The sequence below is a fragment of the Pseudomonas sp. Ag1 genome (assembly GCF_000278565.1).
Taxonomy (GTDB): domain Bacteria; phylum Pseudomonadota; class Gammaproteobacteria; order Pseudomonadales; family Pseudomonadaceae; genus Aquipseudomonas.
The window spans coordinates 86,005-108,373 of record NZ_AKVH01000091.1; the positions used below are offsets into that span (position 1 = coordinate 86,005).

The 22,369-nt window shown below is 62.2% G+C and carries 19 protein-coding genes and 1 pseudogene; 9 read left to right on the top strand and 11 right to left on the bottom strand.

The features are described from left to right. Window positions 1-34: 34 nt before the first annotated feature. From A462_RS20970 to A462_RS20945, 6 genes are all read right to left on the bottom strand, one after another. Window positions 35-796 carry a 1,6-dihydroxycyclohexa-2,4-diene-1-carboxylate dehydrogenase gene (locus A462_RS20970; RefSeq protein ID WP_008433831.1) on the bottom strand — a complete coding sequence of 254 codons (762 nt, stop codon included), beginning with the start codon at window positions 794-796 and terminating at the stop codon, window positions 35-37. A 10-nt stretch (window positions 797-806) separates the two neighbouring features. Continuing rightward, complete coding sequence (benC, locus tag A462_RS20965; protein WP_008433832.1) at window positions 807-1,829, bottom strand: benzoate 1,2-dioxygenase electron transfer component BenC; 1,023 nt, start codon at window positions 1,827-1,829, stop codon at window positions 807-809. Between the two features lie 10 nt (window positions 1,830-1,839). Beyond that, window positions 1,840-2,328: a benzoate 1,2-dioxygenase small subunit gene (gene benB / locus A462_RS20960; protein ID WP_008433833.1), complete on the bottom strand. Its 489-nt coding sequence runs from the start codon at window positions 2,326-2,328 to the stop codon at window positions 1,840-1,842. Then, window positions 2,325-3,701, bottom strand: a complete 1,377-nt coding sequence (locus A462_RS20955; protein WP_003210841.1) for a Rieske 2Fe-2S domain-containing protein — start codon at window positions 3,699-3,701, stop codon at window positions 2,325-2,327. The genes benB and A462_RS20955 overlap by 4 nt, the downstream gene beginning before the upstream one ends. Before the next feature lie 85 nt (window positions 3,702-3,786). After that, window positions 3,787-4,746, bottom strand: a complete 960-nt coding sequence (locus A462_RS20950; protein WP_008433834.1) for an AraC family transcriptional regulator — start codon at window positions 4,744-4,746, stop codon at window positions 3,787-3,789. Between the two features lie 118 nt (window positions 4,747-4,864). Next, the gene (locus A462_RS20945; RefSeq protein ID WP_003210844.1) at window positions 4,865-6,265 is read right to left on the bottom strand and encodes a DHA2 family efflux MFS transporter permease subunit; all 1,401 of its coding nucleotides are present in this window, start codon (window positions 6,263-6,265) and stop codon (window positions 4,865-4,867) included. 263 nt (window positions 6,266-6,528) lie between these two features. Here A462_RS20945 and A462_RS20940 point away from each other — a divergent pair, with 263 nt between their 5' ends. The 4 genes from A462_RS20940 to A462_RS20925 are packed head-to-tail and all read left to right on the top strand — an operon-like array spanning window position 6,529 to window position 10,448. Next, complete coding sequence (locus A462_RS20940) at window positions 6,529-7,374, top strand: ABC transporter substrate-binding protein (RefSeq protein WP_008433837.1); 846 nt, start codon at window positions 6,529-6,531, stop codon at window positions 7,372-7,374. Between the two features lie 16 nt (window positions 7,375-7,390). Next, window positions 7,391-8,899 (top strand): amino acid ABC transporter permease/ATP-binding protein, encoded by a 1,509-nt coding sequence (locus A462_RS20935; RefSeq protein ID WP_008433840.1) that lies wholly within the window; start codon window positions 7,391-7,393, stop codon window positions 8,897-8,899. 17 nt (window positions 8,900-8,916) lie between these two features. After that, window positions 8,917-9,582 carry a GntR family transcriptional regulator gene (locus A462_RS20930; protein ID WP_003210850.1) on the top strand — a complete coding sequence of 222 codons (666 nt, stop codon included), beginning with the start codon at window positions 8,917-8,919 and terminating at the stop codon, window positions 9,580-9,582. Window positions 9,583-9,596: 14 nt separating this feature from the next. Then, window positions 9,597-10,448 (top strand): urea carboxylase-associated family protein, encoded by an 852-nt coding sequence (locus A462_RS20925; RefSeq protein ID WP_008433843.1) that lies wholly within the window; start codon window positions 9,597-9,599, stop codon window positions 10,446-10,448. Between the two features lie 30 nt (window positions 10,449-10,478). Here A462_RS20925 and A462_RS20920 read toward each other — a convergent pair whose 3' ends face one another. Genes A462_RS20920 through A462_RS20905 form a run of 4 tightly spaced genes read right to left on the bottom strand, consistent with a single transcriptional unit; the run spans window position 10,479 to window position 14,950 of the window. Then, entirely contained in the window at window positions 10,479-11,453 is a 975-nt protein-coding gene (locus A462_RS20920; protein WP_008433845.1) for an ABC transporter permease, read from the bottom strand. Then, window positions 11,450-12,442: an ABC transporter permease gene (locus A462_RS20915; RefSeq protein ID WP_008433847.1), complete on the bottom strand. Its 993-nt coding sequence runs from the start codon at window positions 12,440-12,442 to the stop codon at window positions 11,450-11,452. The genes A462_RS20920 and A462_RS20915 overlap by 4 nt, the downstream gene beginning before the upstream one ends. After that, window positions 12,429-13,964, bottom strand: coding sequence for a sugar ABC transporter ATP-binding protein (locus tag A462_RS20910; RefSeq protein WP_008433849.1), 1,536 nt, complete (start codon window positions 13,962-13,964; stop codon window positions 12,429-12,431). Before A462_RS20910 ends, A462_RS20915 begins: the two co-directional genes overlap by 14 nt. Continuing rightward, window positions 13,964-14,950, bottom strand: a complete 987-nt coding sequence (locus A462_RS20905; RefSeq protein WP_008433852.1) for a sugar ABC transporter substrate-binding protein — start codon at window positions 14,948-14,950, stop codon at window positions 13,964-13,966. Before A462_RS20905 ends, A462_RS20910 begins: the two co-directional genes overlap by 1 nt. 265 nt (window positions 14,951-15,215) lie before the next feature. On the opposite strand from A462_RS20905, the gene A462_RS20900 reads away from it, so the two are divergent. From A462_RS20900 to A462_RS20880, 5 genes are all read left to right on the top strand, one after another. Further along, on the top strand, window positions 15,216-15,602 hold the full coding sequence (locus A462_RS20900) for a cupin domain-containing protein (protein ID WP_008433854.1): 387 nt from the start codon (window positions 15,216-15,218) through the stop codon (window positions 15,600-15,602). 65 nt (window positions 15,603-15,667) lie between these two features. Next, complete coding sequence (locus A462_RS20895; protein ID WP_177325571.1) at window positions 15,668-16,081, top strand: DUF3757 domain-containing protein; 414 nt, start codon at window positions 15,668-15,670, stop codon at window positions 16,079-16,081. Between the two features lie 225 nt (window positions 16,082-16,306). After that, window positions 16,307-17,548, top strand: coding sequence for a multidrug efflux RND transporter periplasmic adaptor subunit MexE (gene mexE / locus A462_RS20890; RefSeq protein WP_008433857.1), 1,242 nt, complete (start codon window positions 16,307-16,309; stop codon window positions 17,546-17,548). A 15-nt stretch (window positions 17,549-17,563) separates the two neighbouring features. Continuing rightward, complete coding sequence (locus tag A462_RS20885) at window positions 17,564-20,743, top strand: efflux RND transporter permease subunit (protein WP_003210869.1); 3,180 nt, start codon at window positions 17,564-17,566, stop codon at window positions 20,741-20,743. After that, on the top strand, window positions 20,740-22,155 hold the full coding sequence (locus A462_RS20880) for an efflux transporter outer membrane subunit (protein WP_008433861.1): 1,416 nt from the start codon (window positions 20,740-20,742) through the stop codon (window positions 22,153-22,155). The genes A462_RS20885 and A462_RS20880 overlap by 4 nt, the downstream gene beginning before the upstream one ends. A 6-nt stretch (window positions 22,156-22,161) precedes the next feature. Here the strand turns inward: A462_RS20880 and A462_RS34860 are convergent. Further along, window positions 22,162-22,369 (bottom strand): annotated as a pseudogene (locus A462_RS34860) (hypothetical protein); the annotation flags it as partial.

The window sequence follows — 22,369 nt, forward strand, 5'->3', positions numbered from 1 at the left end:
GTTGTGAGTCAGTGTCTGCAGGTACGGCGCTGGGTCAGCCGAGGTCGCCGCCTCCTACCGGCAAGGTAACGCCCGTGATGTAGGAGGCCTCATCAGAGGCCAGAAACAGAATCGCGCCGGCTTGTTCGTCGATGCTGCCGTAGCGCTTCATCGGGCTGCTGTCGAGGGTCTGGTCGACGATCTGCTGGTACCAGACGCGCTCCTGGTCGCTCTGGGGCTGGCTGTTGCGCGGGATCCGGCGCGGTGGCGCCTCGGTGCCACCGGGTGCGGTGGCGTTGACCCGAATGCCGCTGCCGGCGGTCTCCAGGGCCAGGCACGCGGTCAAGGCGTTGACGCCGCCCTTGGCCGCGCCATACGGCACACGGTTCACTCCGCGCGTGGCCACGGACGAGACATTGACGATGGCACCGCTGCCCTGCTCCAGCATGTAGGGCAATACGCAATGGCAGCACCACAGGGTCGGGAACAGCGAGCGGCGCACCTCGGCTTCGATTTCGTTCTCGGCGTAGTGCTCGAAGGGCTTGGCCCAGATGGTCCCGCCGACGTTGTTGACCAGAATGTCGATACGCCCGAACCGTGCCTTGGCAGCCGCCATCACACGGGCACATTCGGCATGCTGCTCCAGGTCGGCGGTGAGGATCAGCGCCCGCTCATGCTGCAATTCATGCACGAGTTCCGAGCGATCGACGGCCACCAGCCAGGCGCCCTCTTCCAGCAAACGCTCGGCAACCCGCCGACCGATGCCCTGGGCGGCGCCGGTCACCAGCGCAACCTGGGTGTTGAAACGTGGAGTCATGGGGGATTCCTCAGGCGGCGTCGCCGGTGACGATGGCGTTGGGGGTGAACTTCTCGTAGTGGAAGCTGGCGGGGGTGACGCCCTGGTTCTTGAAGTGCTGGCGTACCGCGTCGACCATCGGTGGCGGCCCGCACAGGTACACATCCACGTCGCCATCGTTCAGCACGTCAGCGGCCATGTGCTGGGTGACATACCCCTGCCGGGGGTGCGCGGTCTGGGGGTCGGCCACGCAGGTGACAAAACCGAAGTTGGGCAGGCGTTGGGCGAACGCCTCCAGCGCCTCGACCATCACCAGGTCCTGGTCCCGCGTCACGCCGTAGATCAGCGTGACCGGCCGGGTTTCCTCGCGCTCGGCCAACACTTCAAGCATCGACAGGAACGGCGCCAGCCCCGTACCACCTGCCAGCAACAGCAGTGGCCGCGCCACTTCGCGCAGGTAGAAACTGCCCAGCGGCCCGGTCATCGGCACCGCGTCGCCCGGCTGGGCACGCTCCAGCCAGCCACTCATCAACCCGCCGGGCACATGCTTGATCAGGAAGCTCGCGCGTTTGTCGCCGGGGCGACTGCTGAAGGAATACGCGCGGGTCTGCCCACTGTCGGGCACGCCGATATTCACGTATTGCCCCGGCAGGAACACCGGCGCCTGATCCAGTTCGAAGCTGACTTCCAACGCTGCATCGGCATGCCGGGTAATACTCGCCACCGTCGCGGCAAATTGCGCGGTGCCGGTCTTGCACGCACCGGAAGGCACCGGCACGGCAATCACGCAGTCCGACTGCGGCACCATCTGGCAGGTGAGCACCTGGCGCTCAGCGGCTTCATCCTCGCTCAGAGCGTCTTCGATGTAGTCGTCGCCCAAATCATAGGCGCCGGTTTCACAGCGGCATTTGCAGGTGCCGCACACACCGTCGGAGCAGTCCATGGGCAGGTTGATACGTTGGCGAAAGGCCGCGTCGAGGACCTTTTCACCCACCTTGCAGTCGATGAAACGGGTTACCCCGTCCTCGAAGTTCAGGGCAATGGAGTACGTCATGGGCGTGTCCTCAGATGTGGTAGATATCGATGACCTGATGGATGTAGTCGTTTTTCAGCACCACCTTCTTGCGCGTGATCAGCGGCTGTTCGGCGCGGATGTCGAGGCGATAGAACGAGGTACCGAAGTACGTATCCGTGGTCTTGTAGCGATGGCTGAGGGTTTGCCAGTTGAAACGCAACTCCACGTGCTGCCCGTCGTCGGCCAGCACTTCGAGGTTGGTGATCAGGTGCGCGGTGCGCGGCTCCGGGGTGCTGGCGCTGGAGCGCTCGGTCTTGATCCGGAACACCCGGTCTTCCAGGCCGTCGCGGCTGGGGTAATAGATCAGCGAGATTTCGCTCTGGGGGTCTTCGGTCAGCGTGTCGTGGTCGTCCCAGGCCGGCATCCAGTACTCGACCTTGGGTGAATAGCATTCGAGCCACTCATCCCACTGGCGGTCATCCAGCAGGCGGGCTTCGCGGTACAGAAAGTCCAGCAGGCGGTCACGGGAAGCACTCATGCCAGCACCTCCTTGTCCGTCGCGATCAAGCCTTGCTGCTCCCGTTCGATAGCGCGTTGCAGGCTCTGGGCCCAGTGGGCGTGCTGGCGCACGAACAGGCCTTCGTCCTCGGTCTTGACGCCACTGAGCTGCGGATTCATGCCCATGGCCCGGGCGTTTTCGTCAGGGCCTTCGACCCACTGTTTGGCGCCGCGGCTGAGGTCATTCCACAAGGTGGTCGCACCCTGGTAGCCGGTCTGGCAGGCGCGGAACTCTTCCAGATCGTCCGGTGTACCCATGCCGCTGACGTTGAAGAAATCTTCGTACTGGCGGATGCGCGTGGTGCGTTCCTCGGCACTTTCGCCCTTGGGCGCCATGCAATAGATCGTGACTTCGGTCTTGTCGACCGCGATTGGCCGTACCACGCGGATCTGCGTGGAGAACTGGTCCATCAGGTACACATTCGGGTAGAGGCACAGGTTGCGGGTTTGGTCGACGATAAAATCGGCGCGTTCCTGGCCCAGGCGCTCGGCCAGCGCCTCGCGATGGGCATGCACCGGACGCACTTCGGGGTTGAGCAGGCGCGTCCACAGCAGGATATGGCCATGCTCGTAGGCGTACACGCCGCCCAGGCTTTTCGACCAGCCATTGGCATCCACGGTGCGCGTGCCTTCGGCTTCGTAATTGCGCCGGCCCATGGTCGCCGAGTAGTTCCAGTGCACGGAGCTGACGTGATAACCGTCGGCGCCGTTTTCGATCTGCAGCTTCCAGTTGCCGTCATACACATATGACGAACTGCCCCGCAGCACCTCCAGCCCCAGCGGGGCCTGATCGACCATCTGGTCGATGATCACCCGGGTCTCACCCAGGTAGTCGCTCAGCTCCGGCACCGTCTCGCTGAGGCTGCCGAACAGGAAGCCGCGATAGTTTTCGAAGCGGCCAAGGCGTTTCAAGTCGTGGGAGCCGTCACAGTCGAAGCTGTCGGGGTAGGCGCCGGTCTTGGCGTCCTTCACTTTGAGCAGCTTGCCGGCGTTGCTGAAGGTCCAGCCGTGGAAAGGGCAGGTAAACGAGCCTTTGTTGCCTTGTTTACGGCGGCAGAGCATCGCGCCACGGTGGGCGCAGGCGTTGACCAGGCCGTGCAGCGTGCCGTGTTTGTCGCGGGTGATGACCACGGGCTGGCGGCCGATCCAGGTGGTGAAGTAGTCGTTGATCTCCGGCACCTGGCTTTCGTGCGCCAGGTAGACCCAACCGCCTTCGAAAATGTGCTTCATTTCCAGGGCAAACAGGTCGGGGTCGGTGAAGATGTCGCGGCGGCAGCGGAACACCCCAGTGGCGGGATCTTCCTGGACGGAGTCGCGCAATTGTCGGGCGAGTCGGTCGAATGTGCTGATCATGGGGTAGGCCCTCGGTTGTTCTTGTATCAGGCCCCCCCACCTTATGTGCTTGCCCTACCCCTCAATATCCGCTGACTGCAATTCGTTATCCGCCTGGCGCGAGCCGGCGCTTCCACGTTTGCGAGGGCAGCTCGCCAAAGCGTTTGCGATAGGCCTCGGAGAACCGCCCCAAATGCACAAACCCATGATCCAGCGCCACCTCCGTCACGCTGCGCGCCGTGGCCAGTTGCAGCATGGCGTGCACCCGCTCCAGCTTGCGCTGGCGCATGTAGTCACGGGGTGACAGGCCGACCTGGCGTTCAAACAAGGTATACAACGAACGCTCGCTGACCCTGGCGATGGCCATCAGTTGTTCGACGCTGATGTCGTCGGCCAGGTGCTCCTCGATGAACTGACGCACGGCTTCAAAGCCCCCACCCTGATCCGGTCGCGGAATCACCCGCAGGACGTTGCTGGCCAGCAGCGCCAACAGCTTGTTCGCCACAATGCGCTCGTACAGGCCCTGCACTTCGGGTTCGGCGGCGTTTTCGGCTTCATGGCAGATCAGCCCCAGCAATTGCAGGAACCCACCCATTTCGGCAAGTGCGTGGCGCGGCGCCGCAAAACGGATGCCCGGCTGCGGCAACGTCCAGTGCTGCTCAAGGCAGGCGTTTTCCAGCAGGCGCACGGGCACCTTGACGATGAATTTTTCGCAGTCGGCGGAATAGGTCAGGTCTACCGGGTCATCCGGGTTGATCAGCAGCACTTCGCCGGGGCCCAACACCTGTTCTTCGCCACGGGAGCTCGAGCGGCAGTGGCCGTGCAGCAGGATCTGCAGGTGGTAGATGGTTTCCAGCGCCACCGAGGTCACCCGCACCGGCGCGCCGTAGCTGATGCGGCACAGGTCCAGGCTGGAAAAGGTCCGGTGGCTGATGCTTGCCTGCGGGCGGCCCTTGGGCGGCAGGCGGATGCAGTGGCTGCCGACATGCTGGTTGACGTAGTCGGACACGGCATAGGCATCTGCACGGTCGAAAATCTGGCTGCGCTCACTCAATAGCACGGTCATGGTTGCGCCTTTTATTGTTATGGGCCCTGCGTATGTACTTCACCGCAGAGTGATGCGGGGGACGCAAGCCGTCCAATATTCAATAGGTGTTGCTTCATACCCCGAAGGTATCGTGGGTTCACTTTCGCTGCAAAACCGACTCACCGGCCCGGGGCGGCAGCCGCAGGTTATCCAGCAGCGCCACGCCGGCGATCACCGCCACTAGAAGAAACGTCAGCTGGAAATCGGCGGTGGCGGCCTGCCCGGTATTGCCGTGAAAATTCATGGCAAAACGTAACAACAGCGCGCCAATCGCCACGCCCATGGCCATGCTCAGCTGGAAGAACATGCTGAACAAGGTTGAGGCGTCGCTCATCTGCGCCTTGGGTATATCAGCGAACCCCAGGGTGTTGAACAAGGTGAACTGCATGGAGCGTGACAGGCCACCCACGAACAGAATGAACAGGATCAGCGCCCAGCTCATGCGCTCGTCCAGCAGCGCACAGGCCGCAATCGCGAGCACGCCAAGGATGCCGTTGATCATCAGCACCGAGCGAAAGCCCCAGCGCTGCATCACCGCCGTGGTGAACGGCTTCATCGCCAGGTTGCCGGCAAATACCGCGAGCACCAGCAACCCCGCATCGAATGCAGAAAGGCCGAACGCCAGTTGAAACATCAGCGGCAGCAGGAACGGCAAGGTGCTGATGGCCACCCGGAAAATCGACCCGCCGCACAGGCACACACTGAAGGTGCGCACGCTCACCACACCCAACGCCAGTAACGGCTGGGCATGCCGGCGCATATGGCGCCAGGCAAAAGCACCGAGCATCACGCCTGCAGCGCTGAGTAACAGGCCCTGCAACAAGCTGCCACGGCTTTGCCCGAGCAGTTCCACGCCGTACAACAGCGCCGCGCTGGCGACACCCACCAGCAGGAAGCCGCTGAAATCGAATGAGCGGGACGTGACCTCGTCGTGTTTGGGGATCAGTACCAGCGTGGCAATCAGCGCCAGCAGGCCCAGCGGCAGGTTGAGGTAGAAAATCCACGGCCAGGACGCGTGGGTAACGATAAACCCGCCCACCGGCGGCCCGAGTATCGGCGCCACCAGGCCGGGCCAGGTGATGAATGAAATCGCCCGCACCAGGTCTTTTTTCTCGGTAGCCCGCAGCACCGCCAGGCGCCCCACCGGCACCATCATCGCGCCGCTGATGCCCTGCAACACGCGCGCGGCGACGAAGGTCTGCAGGCTGTCGCTCCACCCGCACAGCAGTGACGACAGGCTGAACAGCACGATTGCCCAACCGAATACCCGCCGCGAGCCAAAGCGGTCGGCCAGCCAGCCGCTGATGGGAATGAACACCGCGACGGCGAGCATGTAGGCGCTCATACCGATGTTCACGTCCACCGCGCCCACGCCGAAGGTTTTGGCGATGTCCGGCAACGCGGTGGCGATCACTGTGGCGTCCAGGTTTTCCATGAAGAAGGTGACGGCGACCAACAAGGCAATCAGGGTTGAGCGGCGTTGGGAGGTCGACGTCATTGCTGTTCACTCATGGTTTCGAACCGGCACTTTATCAATAAGTGCGTCCTTTATGGTCCGCGAAATGCCTGCCTCACAACGTGGCGCCCGGTAACGAATTGCCCCGAATTGGGGTGCGCGCTTACAAAAAACGGCTGTCTCACGCGTCAAAACCCATCAAAAACCTGGAAAAGTCATTAGTTGGCACGATAACCGCTTATTAGACAATACAGGATTGTTGAACAATCCAAATTTCCCTGCATCCAGCAACCGAGGCGACGAACATGCAAAAAGGTCTGACGGGCAAGAACACCCTGCGCACATTGGCGCTAGCGATCACCCTGGCGTGCGTGACGCCGCTGCTGTCGGCTGCCGAAATCAAGGGCACCCTGAAACCGGGCGAGCTGTCCATCGGCTCCGACCTCACCTACCCGCCTTACACCTACCTTGAGCAAAAGACCCCGGCCGGTTTCGACCCGGAGTTCATGCAACTGATGGGCAAGCAACTGGGGCTCAAACCACGTTTTCTCGACACCCGTTTCGCCAACCTGATCCTCGGCGTCAACGCCCGGCGTTTCGACGTGGTGGCCTCGGCGCTGTACGTCACCCCCGAGCGCGCCAAACAGGTGGATTTCCTCAGCTACCTGAAGACCGGTTCTTCGCTGATGGTGCTCAGCACCGGCGACTTCAAGCCCCAGCGCCCGGAAGACCTGTGCGGCAAGCGCGTCGGGTCGATCAAGGGCGCGTCGTGGGTGCCAAAGCTGAACAAGGTTTCGGCGGACTACTGCCTCCCTGCGGGCAAGCCGGCGATCGAGTCGCGTGAGTTCCCGACGTCCCCGGAGGCCGCCCAGGCCCTGCTCGCCCAGGCGGTGGACGTGCAGATGGAAGACGCGGCGGTCGCCAAGATCACCGTGGAAAAACTGCAAGGCAAAACCGTGATCAGCTCCAGCGAGTTGATCTACCCGGTGGTGGTCGGCCTGGCCGTGCGCAAGGAAAACCCGGCACTGCTCCAGGCGCTGACCGGCGCCCTGAGCCAGATCAAGCAGGACGGCAGCTACGGCAAGCTGCTGGCGCGCTACAACCTGGCCGAGCCGAACGCCGCCGAGATCAGTGCGGCACTGGGTAACTGAAACGCGGAGCACCTTTATGCAATTCGATTGGCACTACACCCGGGGCTTGTTATGGAACGGCGACTTCTGGCGAGCCGTCGGCACCGTGGTCGAACTGAGCCTGGAAACCTGGCTGCTGGGCATTGTGCTGGGGTTTTTCCTGGCCCTGGCGCGGCAGTCGGAGCGCCGCTGGCTGCGGGACTCCGCTGGCGTCTACATCTGGTTCTTCCGCAGCCTGCCGTTGCTGGTGCTGTTGATCTTCGTCTACAACCTGCCGCAGGTGTTTCCGTCCACCAGCGTGGTGTTGTCCAACCCCTACTCCGCGGGCCTGATCGCCCTGGTGCTGAGTGAGGCGGCCTACATCGCCGAGATCCATCGGGGCGGCCTGCTAGCGGTGGTCAAGGGGCAGCGCGAAGCCGGCAAGGCGCTGGGCGTGGGTTATCGCGGCGTGCAGCGGTTGATTGTGGTGCCGCAGGCGCTGCGGGTTGCGTTGCCGACACTGGCCAACGAATACATCACCATCGTCAAGCTCACCTCGCTGGTGTCGGTGATTTCGCTTTCGGAAATTCTGCTGGTGGGCCAACAACTCTACACCCAGAACTTCCTGGTGATGGAGACCATGCTGGCCGTGGCGTTCTATTACGTGTTCATCGTGACGGTGTTCAGTTGGCTGTTGCGGGTGCTGGAGAATCACCTGGACGTGACCCGGCGCAAACCCAAGGCCATCGCCCCCGCCGTGCTCGACCAAGTGGCGACGCGTCGTGCCCCCGGCCAGGCCGAGCCCGGTGAGTTTGCCTTGCAGGCTCGCGGGGTGCGCAAGGCCTATGGCGAGCTGGAAGTGCTCAAGGGCGTCGAACTGAATGTGCGCTGGGGCGAGGTGGTGTCGATCATCGGCCCGTCAGGCTCTGGCAAGACCACGCTGATTCGTACCATGAACGGCCTCGAAAGCCTCGACCGTGGCGAAATCACCCTGCAAGGCCAGCCGTTCCTGCGTGGCAGCCAGGAGCCGCAAGGCGCGCTGGGGCACAAGGTGCATATGCGCGGCATCGTGCATGTCGGCATGGTGTTCCAGGGGTTCAACCTGTTCCCGCATAAAACCGCCCTTGAGAACGTGATGCTCGCGCCGGTCTACCATGCCCATGGTAGCGGCGAAGAACTGCGCCTGTTGAGCCTGGCCCTGTTGCGCAAGGTCGGCATGCTGGAGCACGCCGGCAAATACCCGCACCAGCTATCCGGCGGGCAACAGCAACGGGTGGCGATTGCCCGCGCCCTGGCGATGCGGCCCTCGGTGATGCTGTTCGATGAACCCACCTCGGCCCTCGACCCGGAACTGGTGGGCGACGTACTGGCGGTAATCGAGGAATTGGCTCGCGAGGGCATGACCATGGTCATCGTCACCCATGAAATGAACTTCGCGTTCAAGCTTTCCGATCGTGTGGTGTTCATGGAAGGCGGCGAGATTATCCAGGACGCCGCACCGCGTGACATGCTCGAGCAACGCAGCGAACGCATGACCAAGTTCCTCAAAGACGTCCAACTGGCGTGAGCCCAAGGAGCCCCGACGTGAGCCAAGCCAAGGAACCCAGCCTGTCGCTGGCCGACCAGGTTGCCATCGAACTGCGCGAAGACATCATCGGCGGCCGCCTGCTGCCCGGCATGCCGCTGGTGGAAAGCGAACTGGTGAACGCCTACAACGCCTCGCGCAACACGGTGCGTGAAGCCTTGCACCACCTGGGCCGCGAAGGCCTGACCAGCTACGTGCGCAACAAAGGCGTGATCGTGCGCCGCCTGGGGGTGGAGGAAGTGCGTGACATCTTCAAGGTGCGACGCACCCTGGAGCTGCAGGCCATCGCCGCCAGCAAGCCGCTGCGCGAATACCAGTCCGACCTGATGCTGGAGTCCATCGAGGCTGCGCAACTGGCCCAGGACCGCGAGAACTGGCAAGCCTTCGGCACCCACAGCCTGCGCTTTCATCAACACATTGTCGGGCTGATGCGCAGCCCGTTGCTGGACGAGTTTTTTACCCATATTGCAGCCCAGATGCGCCTGGTGTTTTCCAACGCGCCCAGCGAGGAAACCTTCCAGAAGCCCTGGCTTGAGCGCGACCGGCAGATTCACGACTTGCTGGTTGACGGCCACAAGCAAGCCGCCGGCGAAGCCCTGGCCAGCTACCTCAATGACTCCGAATCGCTGCTGCTGGACATCCTGAGCAGCATTCCAAAACCCTGAAGCGAGGACCCACCATGTACAAGGACTACCCAGCGGCCTACCAAGTCAGCAAAGGCGCTGCCTTGCAGGTCGACAAAGCCTTCTATGACCGCGTGCGCGAGTCCCGGGACGGCCGCACCCTGATCGAGCAATTCGAAGTGCCGATCCGCACCGGCCGAGCCTGGAAAGTACCGGCAGGCCATGTGTTCCGCGTGACCACGCCGGTTGGCCCGCAGGTTGGCGACTTCAACGTGTGGAGCGCCAACGACCCCCGCGAACGCATGTGGGCGGCACGCACCCGCCAGCTGCAAGGCGCGCACGTCACCACCTACGACCGCCTGTGGTCGAACCTGCCGTTTTTGCGGCCGATGGTCACCATCACCGACGACAGCCTGGCCGACTATGGCATCGACGAACACGGCGGGCGCCTGCATGACTTGCTGGGCACGCGCTGCGACCCTTACGTGAACAAGATGCTCACCGGCGAAGACTTCCACCACCACTGCCACTCCAACCTGACCCGCGCCGTGCTGCCCCATGGCCTGACCGAGTTCGACGTGCACGACGTGCTGAACATTTTCCAGTGCACCGGCCTCAATCACGACGACATGTACTTCATGAAAGCCTGCCCGGCCAAGCAGGGCGATTATTTGGAGTTCTTCGCCGAAATCGACCTGCTGTGTGCCCTCTCCACCTGCCCCGGTGGCGACCTGTCGCTGCCGATGTGGGGTCCGGATGCGGAAGACCCGTTGAAGGTCTGCCGTCCGCTGGGGGTGGAAATCTACCGCCTCGACGACGCGCTGCTGGAGGGCTGGAAACAACCCGAGCGCGCGGCCTATAACGGCAACCATGGCCTGTTGATTGCCAAGGCCGACTGGGAAAAGTAAAGGGCAGACCCACACCTGGGGCGCGGCGCCTCAGGTGTTCTGCGCAATCCTGCGGCTGACAAAACTGAAGGCCAGCACGATAAAAATCAGCACGCCGGTTGCCACCTGCTGCCAGTAGAAGTTCCAGCCGATCAACAGCAAGCCATTGGCGATGACGTTGATGAACAGCACCCCCAGCAACGTGCCCGGAATATTCGCCCGGCCCTGGCGGTTCAATGTGGTGCCGATAAACACCGCACCAATCGCATTCAGCAGGAACGCATTGCCCGACAGCGGCACGTAGGCGCTCACCGTCGAACTGAGCAGGATCCCCGCCACCGCGCACGCCAGCGCCGCCGCCAGCACCGTGGTGGTGACGATGCGCCGCACCGACAACCCCGAGTAATACGCCAGCAGCGGCTGGGTACCCTGGGCCAGCAGTTCGCGCCCCAGGCGTCCACGGGCCAGCAACAGGCCGTAGACCACGGCCAATACCAGCAAGATCAACAGCGGCAAGGGCACGCCCAACGGGCTGAAGCTCGCCAGTTCCGGCTTGAAACCCTGGGCGATATAAATTGGCTGGCCGCCGTCCGAGAGCAGTTGCTGGGCACTGGTGCCGATAAACAAGGTGCCGAGGGTGGCCAGGAACGGGCTGATCCGCAGCCCCGCGATCAAGCCGGCATTGAACAGTCCTACCAGCAGCCCGGCGGCCAACGCACCGGCAATCGCCACACCCAGCCCGTGCCCGGCGTTAAGCAACACCACGAAGCTGAAGCTGGCGAAATCCAGCGCGGTGCCTACCGACAGATCGATGCCACCGGCCGCCACCGCATAGGTCATGCCGATCGCAACAATCGCCAGCAGCACGAAGTTATTCAGCACCAGGCTTTTCAGGTTGCCGCCACTGAGAAACCCCGGGGCCTGCCAGGCAAACACCACCACGATGGCCACGAACACCAGCGGCAACGTCAGGGGCAACAGCGAACGCCAGCCGCCATGGGCTTGCAGGATGGATACCTGACTCATGAATGTTCTCCCCGGTTCAATGCGCTGGAAGCGGCGACCACCAGCAGAATCAGCACGCCCTGGACACCGTTGACCCAGAAGCTCGATACGTTGAGCAACTGAAACCCGTTGATCAAAAAGCCGATCAACAGCGTCGCGAGCAAGGTGCCGGGGATGCTTGCCACCAGTCGCCGGGAAAACACCACGCCAAGAAAGGCTATGGCGACCACCGACAACAGCATGTCACCGGAGCCGGTGGTGCTGCCGCTGAAAAATGCCGCTGAACACAAAGCCGCCACCGCGGCACACAGCCCAGAGAGCAAATAACTGGAGAGTACGTAGGCCGGCACTCGAATCCCGGCGGCCTCGGCGGCGTGCGGGTACTCGCCGACGGCATGCAGGCGCAGCCCATAGGCGGTGTGCTGGATCAGCAGCGTCAACACAAAGGCCGTCACCAGCAACACCCAGGCGAGTGCCGGCACGCCCAGCCAGGTCCCGCCACTGAGCAGGTCGAGCAACGGTGAGTCAGTCGAGACCACGGTGTTTTCGGTGAGGACCAGCTCCAGCCCGGCCAGTACATTCATGCTTGCCAGCGTTGCGAGCAACGGTGGCAAGCGCAGCACCACCACGGCCAGGCCATTGAGCAGGCCCACCGCCAGGCCGCAACCCAAGGTCAGCAGCAGGCTTACCCACAGGTCGAGGCCTGCGTTGTTGAGTCGACTGAACACCGCCGCGCACAAGCCCAAATTGGCCGCCAGCGACAGATCAAGCCCGCCCGCCACCACGTTGGAGCCGCCGCCGATAATCACGCAGGTCAGGCCGAAGGCAAGTACGCCGAGGATCGCCGACTGGCTGAACACATTCGCGATATTGCCGACTGAAAAGAAGTTCGGCGCGGCGACGGCAAAGCCCAGCAAAATCGCGAGGAATACGCCCACCGAGCCGCGCCGCAACAGCAGTACCCATAACCGTTGGGACAAGCCAGGAGTAGCAGCTTCAAGCAGGGACATGCGCCACCTCCTGTTTCACCTGCACAGCCACTGTGGACTGCACCGCACCCGTGGCACACGCCAACAGTTGATCACTGTCCGCCTCACCGGCATGGAACTCCCCGGCTATTTCACCGCGATGCAACACCAGGATGCGGTCGCAGATCCCCAGCAGCTCGGGCAAATCCGAAGACAGCACCAGCACCGCTGCGCCCTCTTCCACCAGCCGCCCGATCACGCGATAAATCTCGACCTTGGCGCCGACGTCCACACCTACGCACGGTTCGTCCAACAGGTACACCGCCGAGCGCCGGCTCAGCCATTTGCCCAGGGCGACTTTCTGCTGGTTGCCGCCGCTGAGCTGGCTGACGGCAGCCTGCGGGCCCGGCGTCTTGATCGCCAACTCGTCGATCAGCCGCAGGCTTTCGGCCTGCTCCTTACGCTGGCTCAGTAACCCCCAGCGACTGAAACGCCCAAGCCCGGCGAGCGTGAGGTTTTCCAGCACCGACAGCAGCGGTGAAATCCCCTGGCTGCGGCGTTCTTCCGGCACCAGTGCAATCCCTTGGGCAATGGCTTCTCCGGGTGAACGCAGGCGCAACAAGCGCCCCTCCAGATGAATGCTGCCGCTGTCGGCGCGCACCACACCGAACAGGGTCTTGAGCAGGTCCTTGGCGCCCGACCCGACCAGCCCGGTGAGGCCGACGATCTCGCCCCGACGCAATTCCAGGTCGATCTGCCGATAGCGCCGGGCCAGGTTCAGCCCACGCACCTGCAGCAATGGTTCGCCGAGCTCGACCTGCGCCTTGGGGTACATCTCCTGGACCTCGCGGTTGACCATCAACCGCGCAATCTGCGCGCTGGAGGTGTGCCGTGGCTCAACCACGGCCACATCTCGACCATTGCGCAACACCGTCACTTCATCGCACAGGCTGTCGATTTCCTGCAGGTAATGGGAGATGTAGAGAATCGACAAACCCTGGTCCCGCAGGCGCTTGACGATCCGCAGCAGCTGGTCGACTTCGCGCTTGACCAGCGCCACGCTGGGCTCGTCGAACACCAGGATCTTCGGCTTGCGAATCAACGCCCGGGTGATTTGCAGCACCTGGCGCTCGGCGCTGTTCAGCTCGCCTACCAACGCGTCGGCGGGCAGTTGCAGCTCAAAATATTCCGCCAGCAAACGTTCTGCCTCGCGCTGCTGCCGGCGCCGGTCGACAAACGGACCACGGCGTAATTCATGGCCGAAAAACAGCGCTTCACCCACGGTAAAACTCGCCGGCAACAGCCGCTCCTGATGGATGAACTGCACGCCCAGCGCGTCCACCTGGCGCGGCGACAGTGCGGCATACGGCTGGCCGTCAATGCTCACCTGCCCCGAGTCCGCTTTGTGGATCCCCGCCAGGACCTTGATCAAGGTCGACTTGCCGGCACCGTTCTCGCCCACCAGGCCGTGAATGGTGCCGCGCTCGACTTTCAGGCTCGCATCCTCCAGCGCCAGGGTGGCGCCGAAGCGTTTGCGCAGGTGCTGCAAGTGCAACGCGGCCATCAATCACCCCGCAGTTGCTGGACCTGCGCCAGGTTGGCGGCGGTGGTCAGCAGCGTCGGCACATGGGTTTCCTTGGGCAGGTCACGCTGCCCGGCCAGGTAGCGGGCCACGTTCTGCACAGCAGTCTTGCCGATCAGCGCCGGTTGCTGGGCGACTACCGCGCCCACCGGCGAATTGGCCTGGCCGAGCAGCTCCAGCACCTCCGGCGTACCGTCCACGCCGTAGGTCTTGATCTCGGTGCGCTTGGCGTCGATCAACGCCTTGCTTGCCCCCAGTTGCGGAATGTCCCACGCCGCCCAGATCGCCGAGACACTGCCGGCCGGGTACTTGTTGAGCAATGCGGACACCTGGGAATAGGCATCCTGCACGGTGTTGGGGATCACATCCCGCAGCTGCGGCTCGATGATTTCCAGTTGCGGGTGATCCTTGAGCGCCAGCTTCAACTGGTCGTAGCGAATCGCGCACACCGGCACGCCGTAGAAGCCGTTGAACACCAGGATCTTGCCCTTGCCGCCGGCATCCTTGATCAACTGATCGGCCAGGGCCTTGCCGGTGGCGACGTTATCCGAGGTGGTGTTGTTGAGGCTGTACTGCGACGGCGCGTCGATGGTGAACAGCGGGATGCCGGCCTTGCTGATGCGCTTGAGCCACGGGTCGATCACGCTCAGGGTGCCGAGGGTCTGGATCACCGCATCGGGTTTCTGGGTGACCACGGTTTGCAGTTGGGTCACCAGGTTCTTGTCGTTGCGCCCTGCATCCAGGGTGATCGGCGTGCCGCCGAGGCGCTTGATCTCGTCGACCTGGGCCTGGAAGGCCTTGATATCGAAGTAGTGACTGGTGCCGGTCATGCTCACGGCAATGCGCTTGCCGGCCAGGGACGGCACCGCGTCATCGCCCTCGGCGGCCTGGGACACGACGGCGTGGCCCAGCAACAACGCTGCGCCGAGCAAGATGTAACGTGAACGCGAGAAAAAGGTGCAAGGCATACAGGGCTCCGCTGAGCAACGGGTGAAAGGGTTCACCTGTGTGCATTGCAGAGCCCATGCCATAAATTATTTTCAATAAAATCAACGCGATAAAAACAATGGACAAGGCCTTGCTGTCTCGAGCAAACCACAACTGTCCGACTGCTGTTGCCCAGCCAACAGTTGCACACACCCAGGACCGTCGCGCGCTGCACGATCATTCAATATCCGGCGGGCCGTTGGGCCTAACTTAAGGCTCCAATGTCCTGAAACCCTGGAACCGACAATGCCCGCCTCCCACACTTCGACGAATTACGCCTCGATCAACTTCGCCCAGAAATACGCCCTGTTCAGGGAGCAATGGGCGCCCAAGGTCGTCGCGCAGATGAACGACTACCAGTTCAAGGTGGTGAAGATCGAAGGTGACTTCATCTGGCACGACCATGCCGACACCGATGAAACCTTTATCGTCCTCGAAGGCACCCTGCGCATCGACTTCCGCGACGGCGCGGTGACCATCGGCCAAGGGGAAATGTACGTGGTGCCCAAGGGCGTCGAGCACAAGCCGCACGCATTGGGTGAGGTGAAGTTGCTGTTGATCGAACCCTGCGGCGTGCTGAACACCGGCAGCGAGGGTGGCGAGCGCACGGCAATCAACGACGTGTGGATTTAGCACCTTCCGGCGTTGCCTGTTTGGGCTAGTCTTTACCTCACAGTTACTCCAGACCAGGAGCACGCGTGAAGAACAGGCAGCTCAGGAAAACCTCAGCCCTCGTGATTACCCTGATGGCATTGATGGGAAACGTCTACGCTGGCACTGGTGCCTGCCCGCCCACCCATGCCCTTAAAGACGCGTTCAAAAAGACGCCGACCGGGGAAGTGGTCGCCTACACCGCGTCCGGCCCGGACGGTCGGCAATGGACCGGGCAAAACCCGATGACAGAGCAGAAGGACCTGCACCAGGTCCACTTTGAAAAGGCGGTGATCCAAAGCAGCCAGGGCCAGTCGTCTGTGGCATGCCACTACCTGGATCAGAACCATGAACCGGTAAGCATGACCCTGAAAAACCAGGTCAATGCCAGGCCTCTGGGCAGCGCATGGTCAGGCAACGAATGCACGGCAACCAACCCGGCGCTCTGTACATTTGAATAGCAGACACGCCCGACAATTTATTCGGCGCGCTGTTCCTTGCATCTTGCGCAACAGTCCTTTGTCATCAACAGCATTGATAGCTCCCTAACGAAAGCCCCATGCTAGAGGGCTCGCTTTACGCTTATATCATTCCGAATGATAGTTACCTTTGTTTCATTCGATTCGTGAGATAGCACCCTGCCGAGCATGATCCGCCCATCTTAAATACATTGGCGGATGCACCTCATGGAACAGTCACTCAAACATTTGCGCTATCCCTTGGCCATTTTGGCCGTGATGGTGATGAGCGCCTGCGGCAAAGCGCCCGAACAGGCAGCCGCCATGCCACCAAGCCACGTCAGCGTGGCCAAGGTGCTGGAACAACCGGTCAATGAGTGGGACGAATTCACCGGCCGGCTCGAAGCGCCGGAAACCGTGCAGATCCGTCCGCGCGTGTCGGGCCAGATCGATCAGGTCGCCTTCACCGAAGGTGCCTTGGTCAAGAAAGGCGACCTGTTGTTCCAGATCGACCCACGCCCATTCCAGGCCGAAGTGCGCCGCCTCGAAGCACAACTCGCACAAACCAAGGCCGCCGCCACCCGCAGCGATAACGAAGCCCAGCGCGGCGAACGCCTGCGCCAGAGCAATGCGATCTCCGCCGAACTGGCCGACTCGCGCACCACCGCCGCCCAGGAAGCCCATGCGACTGTCGCCGGCATCCAGGCGCAGTTGGACCTGGCCAAGCTGAACCTGAGCTTCACCCGTGTCAGCTCGCCCATCAGCGGCCGCGTCAGCCGTGCCGAGATCACCGCCGGCAACCTGGTGACCGCCGATGTCACCGCGCTGACCAGCGTGGTGTCCACCGACAAGGTCTACGCCTACTTCGACGCCGATGAACGTGTGTACCTCAAGTACACCGAACTCGCGCGCCAGGGTCGCCGTGGCGCGACCACCCCGGTGTACCTGGGCCTGTCCAATGAAGACGGCAACCCGCACCTGGGCCAGATGAACTTCGTCGACAACCAGGTCAACCCGGCCACCGGCACCATTCGTGGTCGCGCCGTGTTTGATAACAGCAAGGGCGAATACACCCCAGGCCTGTATGCGCGCCTGAAGCTGGTAGGCAGTGGCACCTACTCCGCCGTGCTGATCAGCGACGAAGCCGTGGGCACCGACCTGGGCAAGAAATTCGTGCTGGTGATGGACGGCGACAAGCCTGCCTACCGCGCGGTGGAGCTGGGTCCGAAGATCGAAGGTTTGCGCATCGTGCGCAGCGGCCTGACCAAGGACGACACGATCATCGTCAAGGGTTTGCAGCGCGTTCGCCCGGGGTCGCCGGTTGCACCGGAAACCATCCCGATGGCCAGCAAGGAAACCCTCGCCGCCTTGGCACAACAACGACAAGCGCTTGAAGCCAGCAACCTGGAGCAAGTGGCGCCGGATAAAGCCGCGCCCAAGCTCGCAAGTACAGCGACTCCACGCGGTTAAGGGATACGACTCAAGATGAATTTTTCCAAGTTCTTCATTTCGCGGCCGATCTTCGCAGCGGTGCTGTCGCTGTTGATCCTGATCGCCGGCGCGATTTCACTGTTCCAGCTGCCGATCAGTGAATACCCGGAAGTGGTGCCGCCGACCGTCGTGGTCCGTGCCAACTTCCCGGGCGCCAACCCCAAGGTCATCGGTGAAACCGTGGCCGCGCCTCTGGAGCAAGCCATCACCGGCGTCGAGAACATGCTGTACATGTCCTCGCAGTCGACCGCCGACGGCAAGCTGACCCTGACCATCACCTTCGCCCTGGGCACCGACCTGGACAACGCGCAGGTGCAGGTGCAGAACCGGGTAACCCGGACTCAGCCCAAACTGCCCGAGGAAGTGACGCGCATCGGTATTACCGTGGACAAGGCCTCTCCCGACCTGACCATGGTGGTGCACATCACCTCCCCCGACCAGCGCTACAACATGCTCTACCTGTCCAACTACGCGATCCTCAATATCAAGGATGAGCTGGCACGGCTGGGCGGCGTGGGTGATGTGCAGCTGTTCGGCATGGGCGATTACTCCCTGCGTGTGTGGCTGGACCCGAACAAGACCGCCTCGCGCAACCTGACCGCCACCGATGTGGTCACGGCCATTCGCGAACAGAACCGCCAGGTGGCGGCCGGTGCCTTGGGCGCGCAACCTGCGCCAAATGACACCAGCTTCCAGCTGTCGGTCAACACCCAGGGCCGACTGGTCACTGAGGAAGAGTTCGAGAATATCGTCATCCGTGCCGGCGCCAACGGCGAAATCACGCGTTTGAAGGACATTGCACGGGTTGAGCTGGGTTCCAGCCAGTACGCCCTGCGCTCGTTGATCGACAACCAGCCGGCCGTGGCGATCCCGATCTTCCAGCGCCCGGGCTCCAACGCAATCGACATCTCCAATGAAGTGCGCGCCAAGATGGCGGAGCTGAAACAGAGCTTCCCGGAGGGCATGGATTACCGCATCGCCTATGACCCTACCGTCTTCGTACGTGGCTCCATCGAGGCCGTGGTTCACACCCTGTTCGAAGCACTGATCCTGGTGGTGCTGGTGGTGATCCTGTTCCTGCAGACCTGGCGTGCGTCGATCATTCCATTGGTGGCGGTGCCGGTATCGTTGATCGGTACCTTTGCGGTGATGCACCTGTTTGGCTTCTCGCTCAACGCCCTGTCGCTGTTCGGGCTGGTGTTGGCGATCGGTATCGTGGTGGACGACGCCATCGTGGTGGTGGAGAACGTCGAACGGAACATCGAATTGGGCCTGGAACCGTTCCCGGCCACTGAAAAGGCCATGAGCGAAGTAACCGGCCCGATCATCGCGACCGCGTTGGTACTGTGTGCGGTGTTCATTCCAGCGGCATTTATCAGCGGCTTGACCGGCCAGTTCTACAAGCAGTTCGCCTTGACCATTGCGATCTCGACCGTGATCTCGGCGTTCAACTCGCTGACCCTGTCGCCCGCACTGGCAGCGGTATTGCTCAAAGGCCACAACGCTCCGAAAGACGGGTTCTCCAGATTCCTCGACAGGATGCTGGGCGGCTGGTTGTTCAAACCGTTCAACCGCTTCTTCGACAAGGCCAGCCATGGTTACGTCGGCACGGTACGCAGGGTGATCCGCGGCAGTGGTATCGCGCTGTTCCTGTACGCCGGCCTGATGGTCCTGACCTGGATGGGCTTTGCCCACACGCCGACCGGTTTCGTACCGGCCCAGGACAAGCAATACCTAGTGGCCTTCGCGCAATTGCCGGACGCCGCGAGCCTGGACCGTACCGAAGACGTGATCAAGCGCATGTCCGACATCGCCATGAAACAGCCCGGCGTGGAAAGCGCGATCGCCTTCCCCGGCTTGTCGATCAACGGTTTTACCAACAGCCCGAACAACGGCATCGTGTTCGTGACCTTGAAGCCGTTCGATGAGCGTAAAGACCCGAGCCTGTCTGCCGGTGCGATTGCCGGTGCACTGAATGGCAAGTACAGCAGCATCCAGGAAGCCTACATGGCGATCTTCCCACCGCCGCCGGTACAGGGCCTGGGTACGATCGGCGGGTTCCGCCTGCAGGTCGAAGACCGTGGCAACCTGGGTTACGACGAGCTGTACAAAGAAGTGCAGAACATCATTACCAAGAGCCGTGGCGTGCCTGAGTTGTTCGGCCTGTTCACCAGCTACACGGTCAACGTGCCCCAGGTCGATGCTGCCATCGACCGCGAAAAGGCCAAGACCCACGGCGTGGCGATCAGCGACATCTTCGACACCCTGCAGATCTACCTGGGCTCGTTGTATGCCAACGACTTCAACCGCTTCGGGCGCACCTATCAGGTCAACGTGCAGGCTGAGCAACAGTTCCGCCAGGATGAAGACCAGATCGGCCAGCTGAAAGTGCGCAACAACAAAGGCGAGATGATTCCCCTGGCGACCTTCATCAAGGTCAGCGACACCTCGGGCCCGGACCGCGTGATGCACTACAACGGCTTCATCACCGCCGAGATTAACGGCAACGCCGCACCGGGCTACAGCTCCGGCCAGGCCCAGGCGGCGATCGAGAAACTGTTGAAAGACGAACTGCCCAACGGCATGACCTACGAGTGGACCGACCTGACCTATCAGCAAATCCTCTCGGGCAACACTGCGCTGTTCGTGTTCCCGCTCTGCGTACTGCTGGCGTTCCTGGTACTGGCCGCCCAATACGAAAGCTGGAGCCTGCCACTGGCGGTGATCCTGATCGTACCGATGACCCTGCTGTCGGCCATCACCGGGGTGATTATCTCTGGCGGCGACAACAACATCTTTACCCAGATCGGCCTGATCGTCCTGGTGGGCCTGGCCTGTAAGAACGCGATTCTGATCGTCGAGTTCGCCAAGGATAAACAGCAGGAAGGCCTCGATCCGCTCGCTGCGGTACTGGAAGCCTGCCGTCTGCGTCTGCGGCCGATCCTGATGACCTCGTTCGCCTTCATCATGGGTGTAGTGCCTCTGGTGATGTCCAGCGGTGCCGGTGCCGAGATGCGCCATGCCATGGGTGTGGCGGTGTTCTCCGGGATGATCGGCGTGACCTTCTTCGGTCTGCTGCTGACGCCAGTGTTCTATGTACTGATCCGCCGGTTTGTTGAACGCGGTGAAGCGCGCAAAGCGGCCAAGGCCTTGAAGCTGGAGACACAGCAATGAGCGTGAAAGTATTTTTGCCGAGCTTGCTGGTACTGGCGCTGAGCGCCTGTGCCGTGGGCCCGGACTATAAAACCCAGCCACTGGAGGCGGCCAACGTAACGGCCGCCGCCGACGCCAAGCAGTACGACCACGCGAAGTTCGAAGGCATCTGGTGGCAACAGTTCGAGGACCCGACCCTTAACCAGTTGGTGACTCAATCCCTGCAAGGCAACCGTGACCTGCGGGTGGCATTTGCCCGCCTGCGGGCAGCCCGGGCGATTCGTGACGACGCTGCCAATGACGTGATGCCGGTGATCACCAGCCGTGTCAGCAGCGATGTGGGCAAAGGCCAGATCCCCGGCCAGACCACCCAACGTGTCAACAGCGAGCGTTATGACCTGGGCCTGGACATGGCCTGGGAAGTGGACTTGTTCGGCCGCATCCGCCGCAACCTGGAGGCCAGCGACGCTGACCAACAGGTTGCCGAAGCTGACTTGTATCAGCTGCAAGTGACGATGATTGCCGAGCTGGTGGACGCTTACGGTCAACTGCGGGGCGCGCAACTGCGCGAGAAAATCGCGGTGGCCAACCTGAAGAACCAGGAAGACTCACGCGGTATCACGGTCAGCCTGCGGGATGCCGGTGTGGGCGATCAGCTCGATGTGGTGCGGGCCGATGCGCGTCTGGCGGCTGTAGAAGCCAGTGTGCCGCAGCTGCAGGCCGAGGAAGTTCGCGAGCGTAATCGTATCGCTACCCTGCTCGGTGAGCGGCCGGACAAGTTGAGCGTGGATTTGAGCCCGAAAGATTTGCCGGCGATTGCCAAGGCGTTGCCGATTGGTGATCCGGGGCAACTGCTGCAACGTCGTCCGGACATTCTCAGTGCCGAGCGTAAGTTGGCAGCGGCCACGGCGCGGATTGGGGTGGCCAAGGCTGATCTGTTTCCGCGGGTGAGCCTCAGTGGGTTCCTCGGGTTTACCGCTGGGCGGGGTTCGCAGATTGGGTCGGCGGCGGCGAATGCCTGGTCGCTGGGTCCGAGCATTACCTGGGCGGCGTTTGACCTGGGCAGTGTGCGGGCAAGGTTGCGTGGTGCGGATGCCGAGGCGGATGGCGCCCTGGCGACTTATGAGCAGCAGGTGTTGCTGGCGCTGGAAGAATCGGAGAATGCCTTCAGTGATTACGGCAAACGCCAGCAGCGGTTGGTCTCGCTGATTCGTCAGAGTGAGTCGAGCCGGGCTGCTGCGGATCTGGCGGAGATTCGTTACCGCGAAGGGACGGTGGACTTCCTGGTGTTGCTGGACGCGCAGCGTGAGCGTTTGGCCGCCGAGGACTCCCAGGCTCAGGCCGAAGTGGATCTGTATCGTGGGATCGTCGCGATCTACAAGGCCTTGGGCGGTGGGTGGCAGCCGAGTACCACGATTGCCAGTGCCAAGTGATTTGACTTAAAGAGCTCCTTTGGTTGGTCGCATCCAGCCAATTTTTAGCCCCGTGCCGTCATTCGGTCGCGGGGCTTTTTTTTGCTCGCTTGTGGTGTGTGCATATCCGTTATTTGGGTGATGGCTTATATCGGTTCCGCTCTTACAGCGGCTCACTTTTGAAAAGCGCAAAAGTAAGCAAAACGCTCTTGCCCCACCACTCGGCACCTCGCCT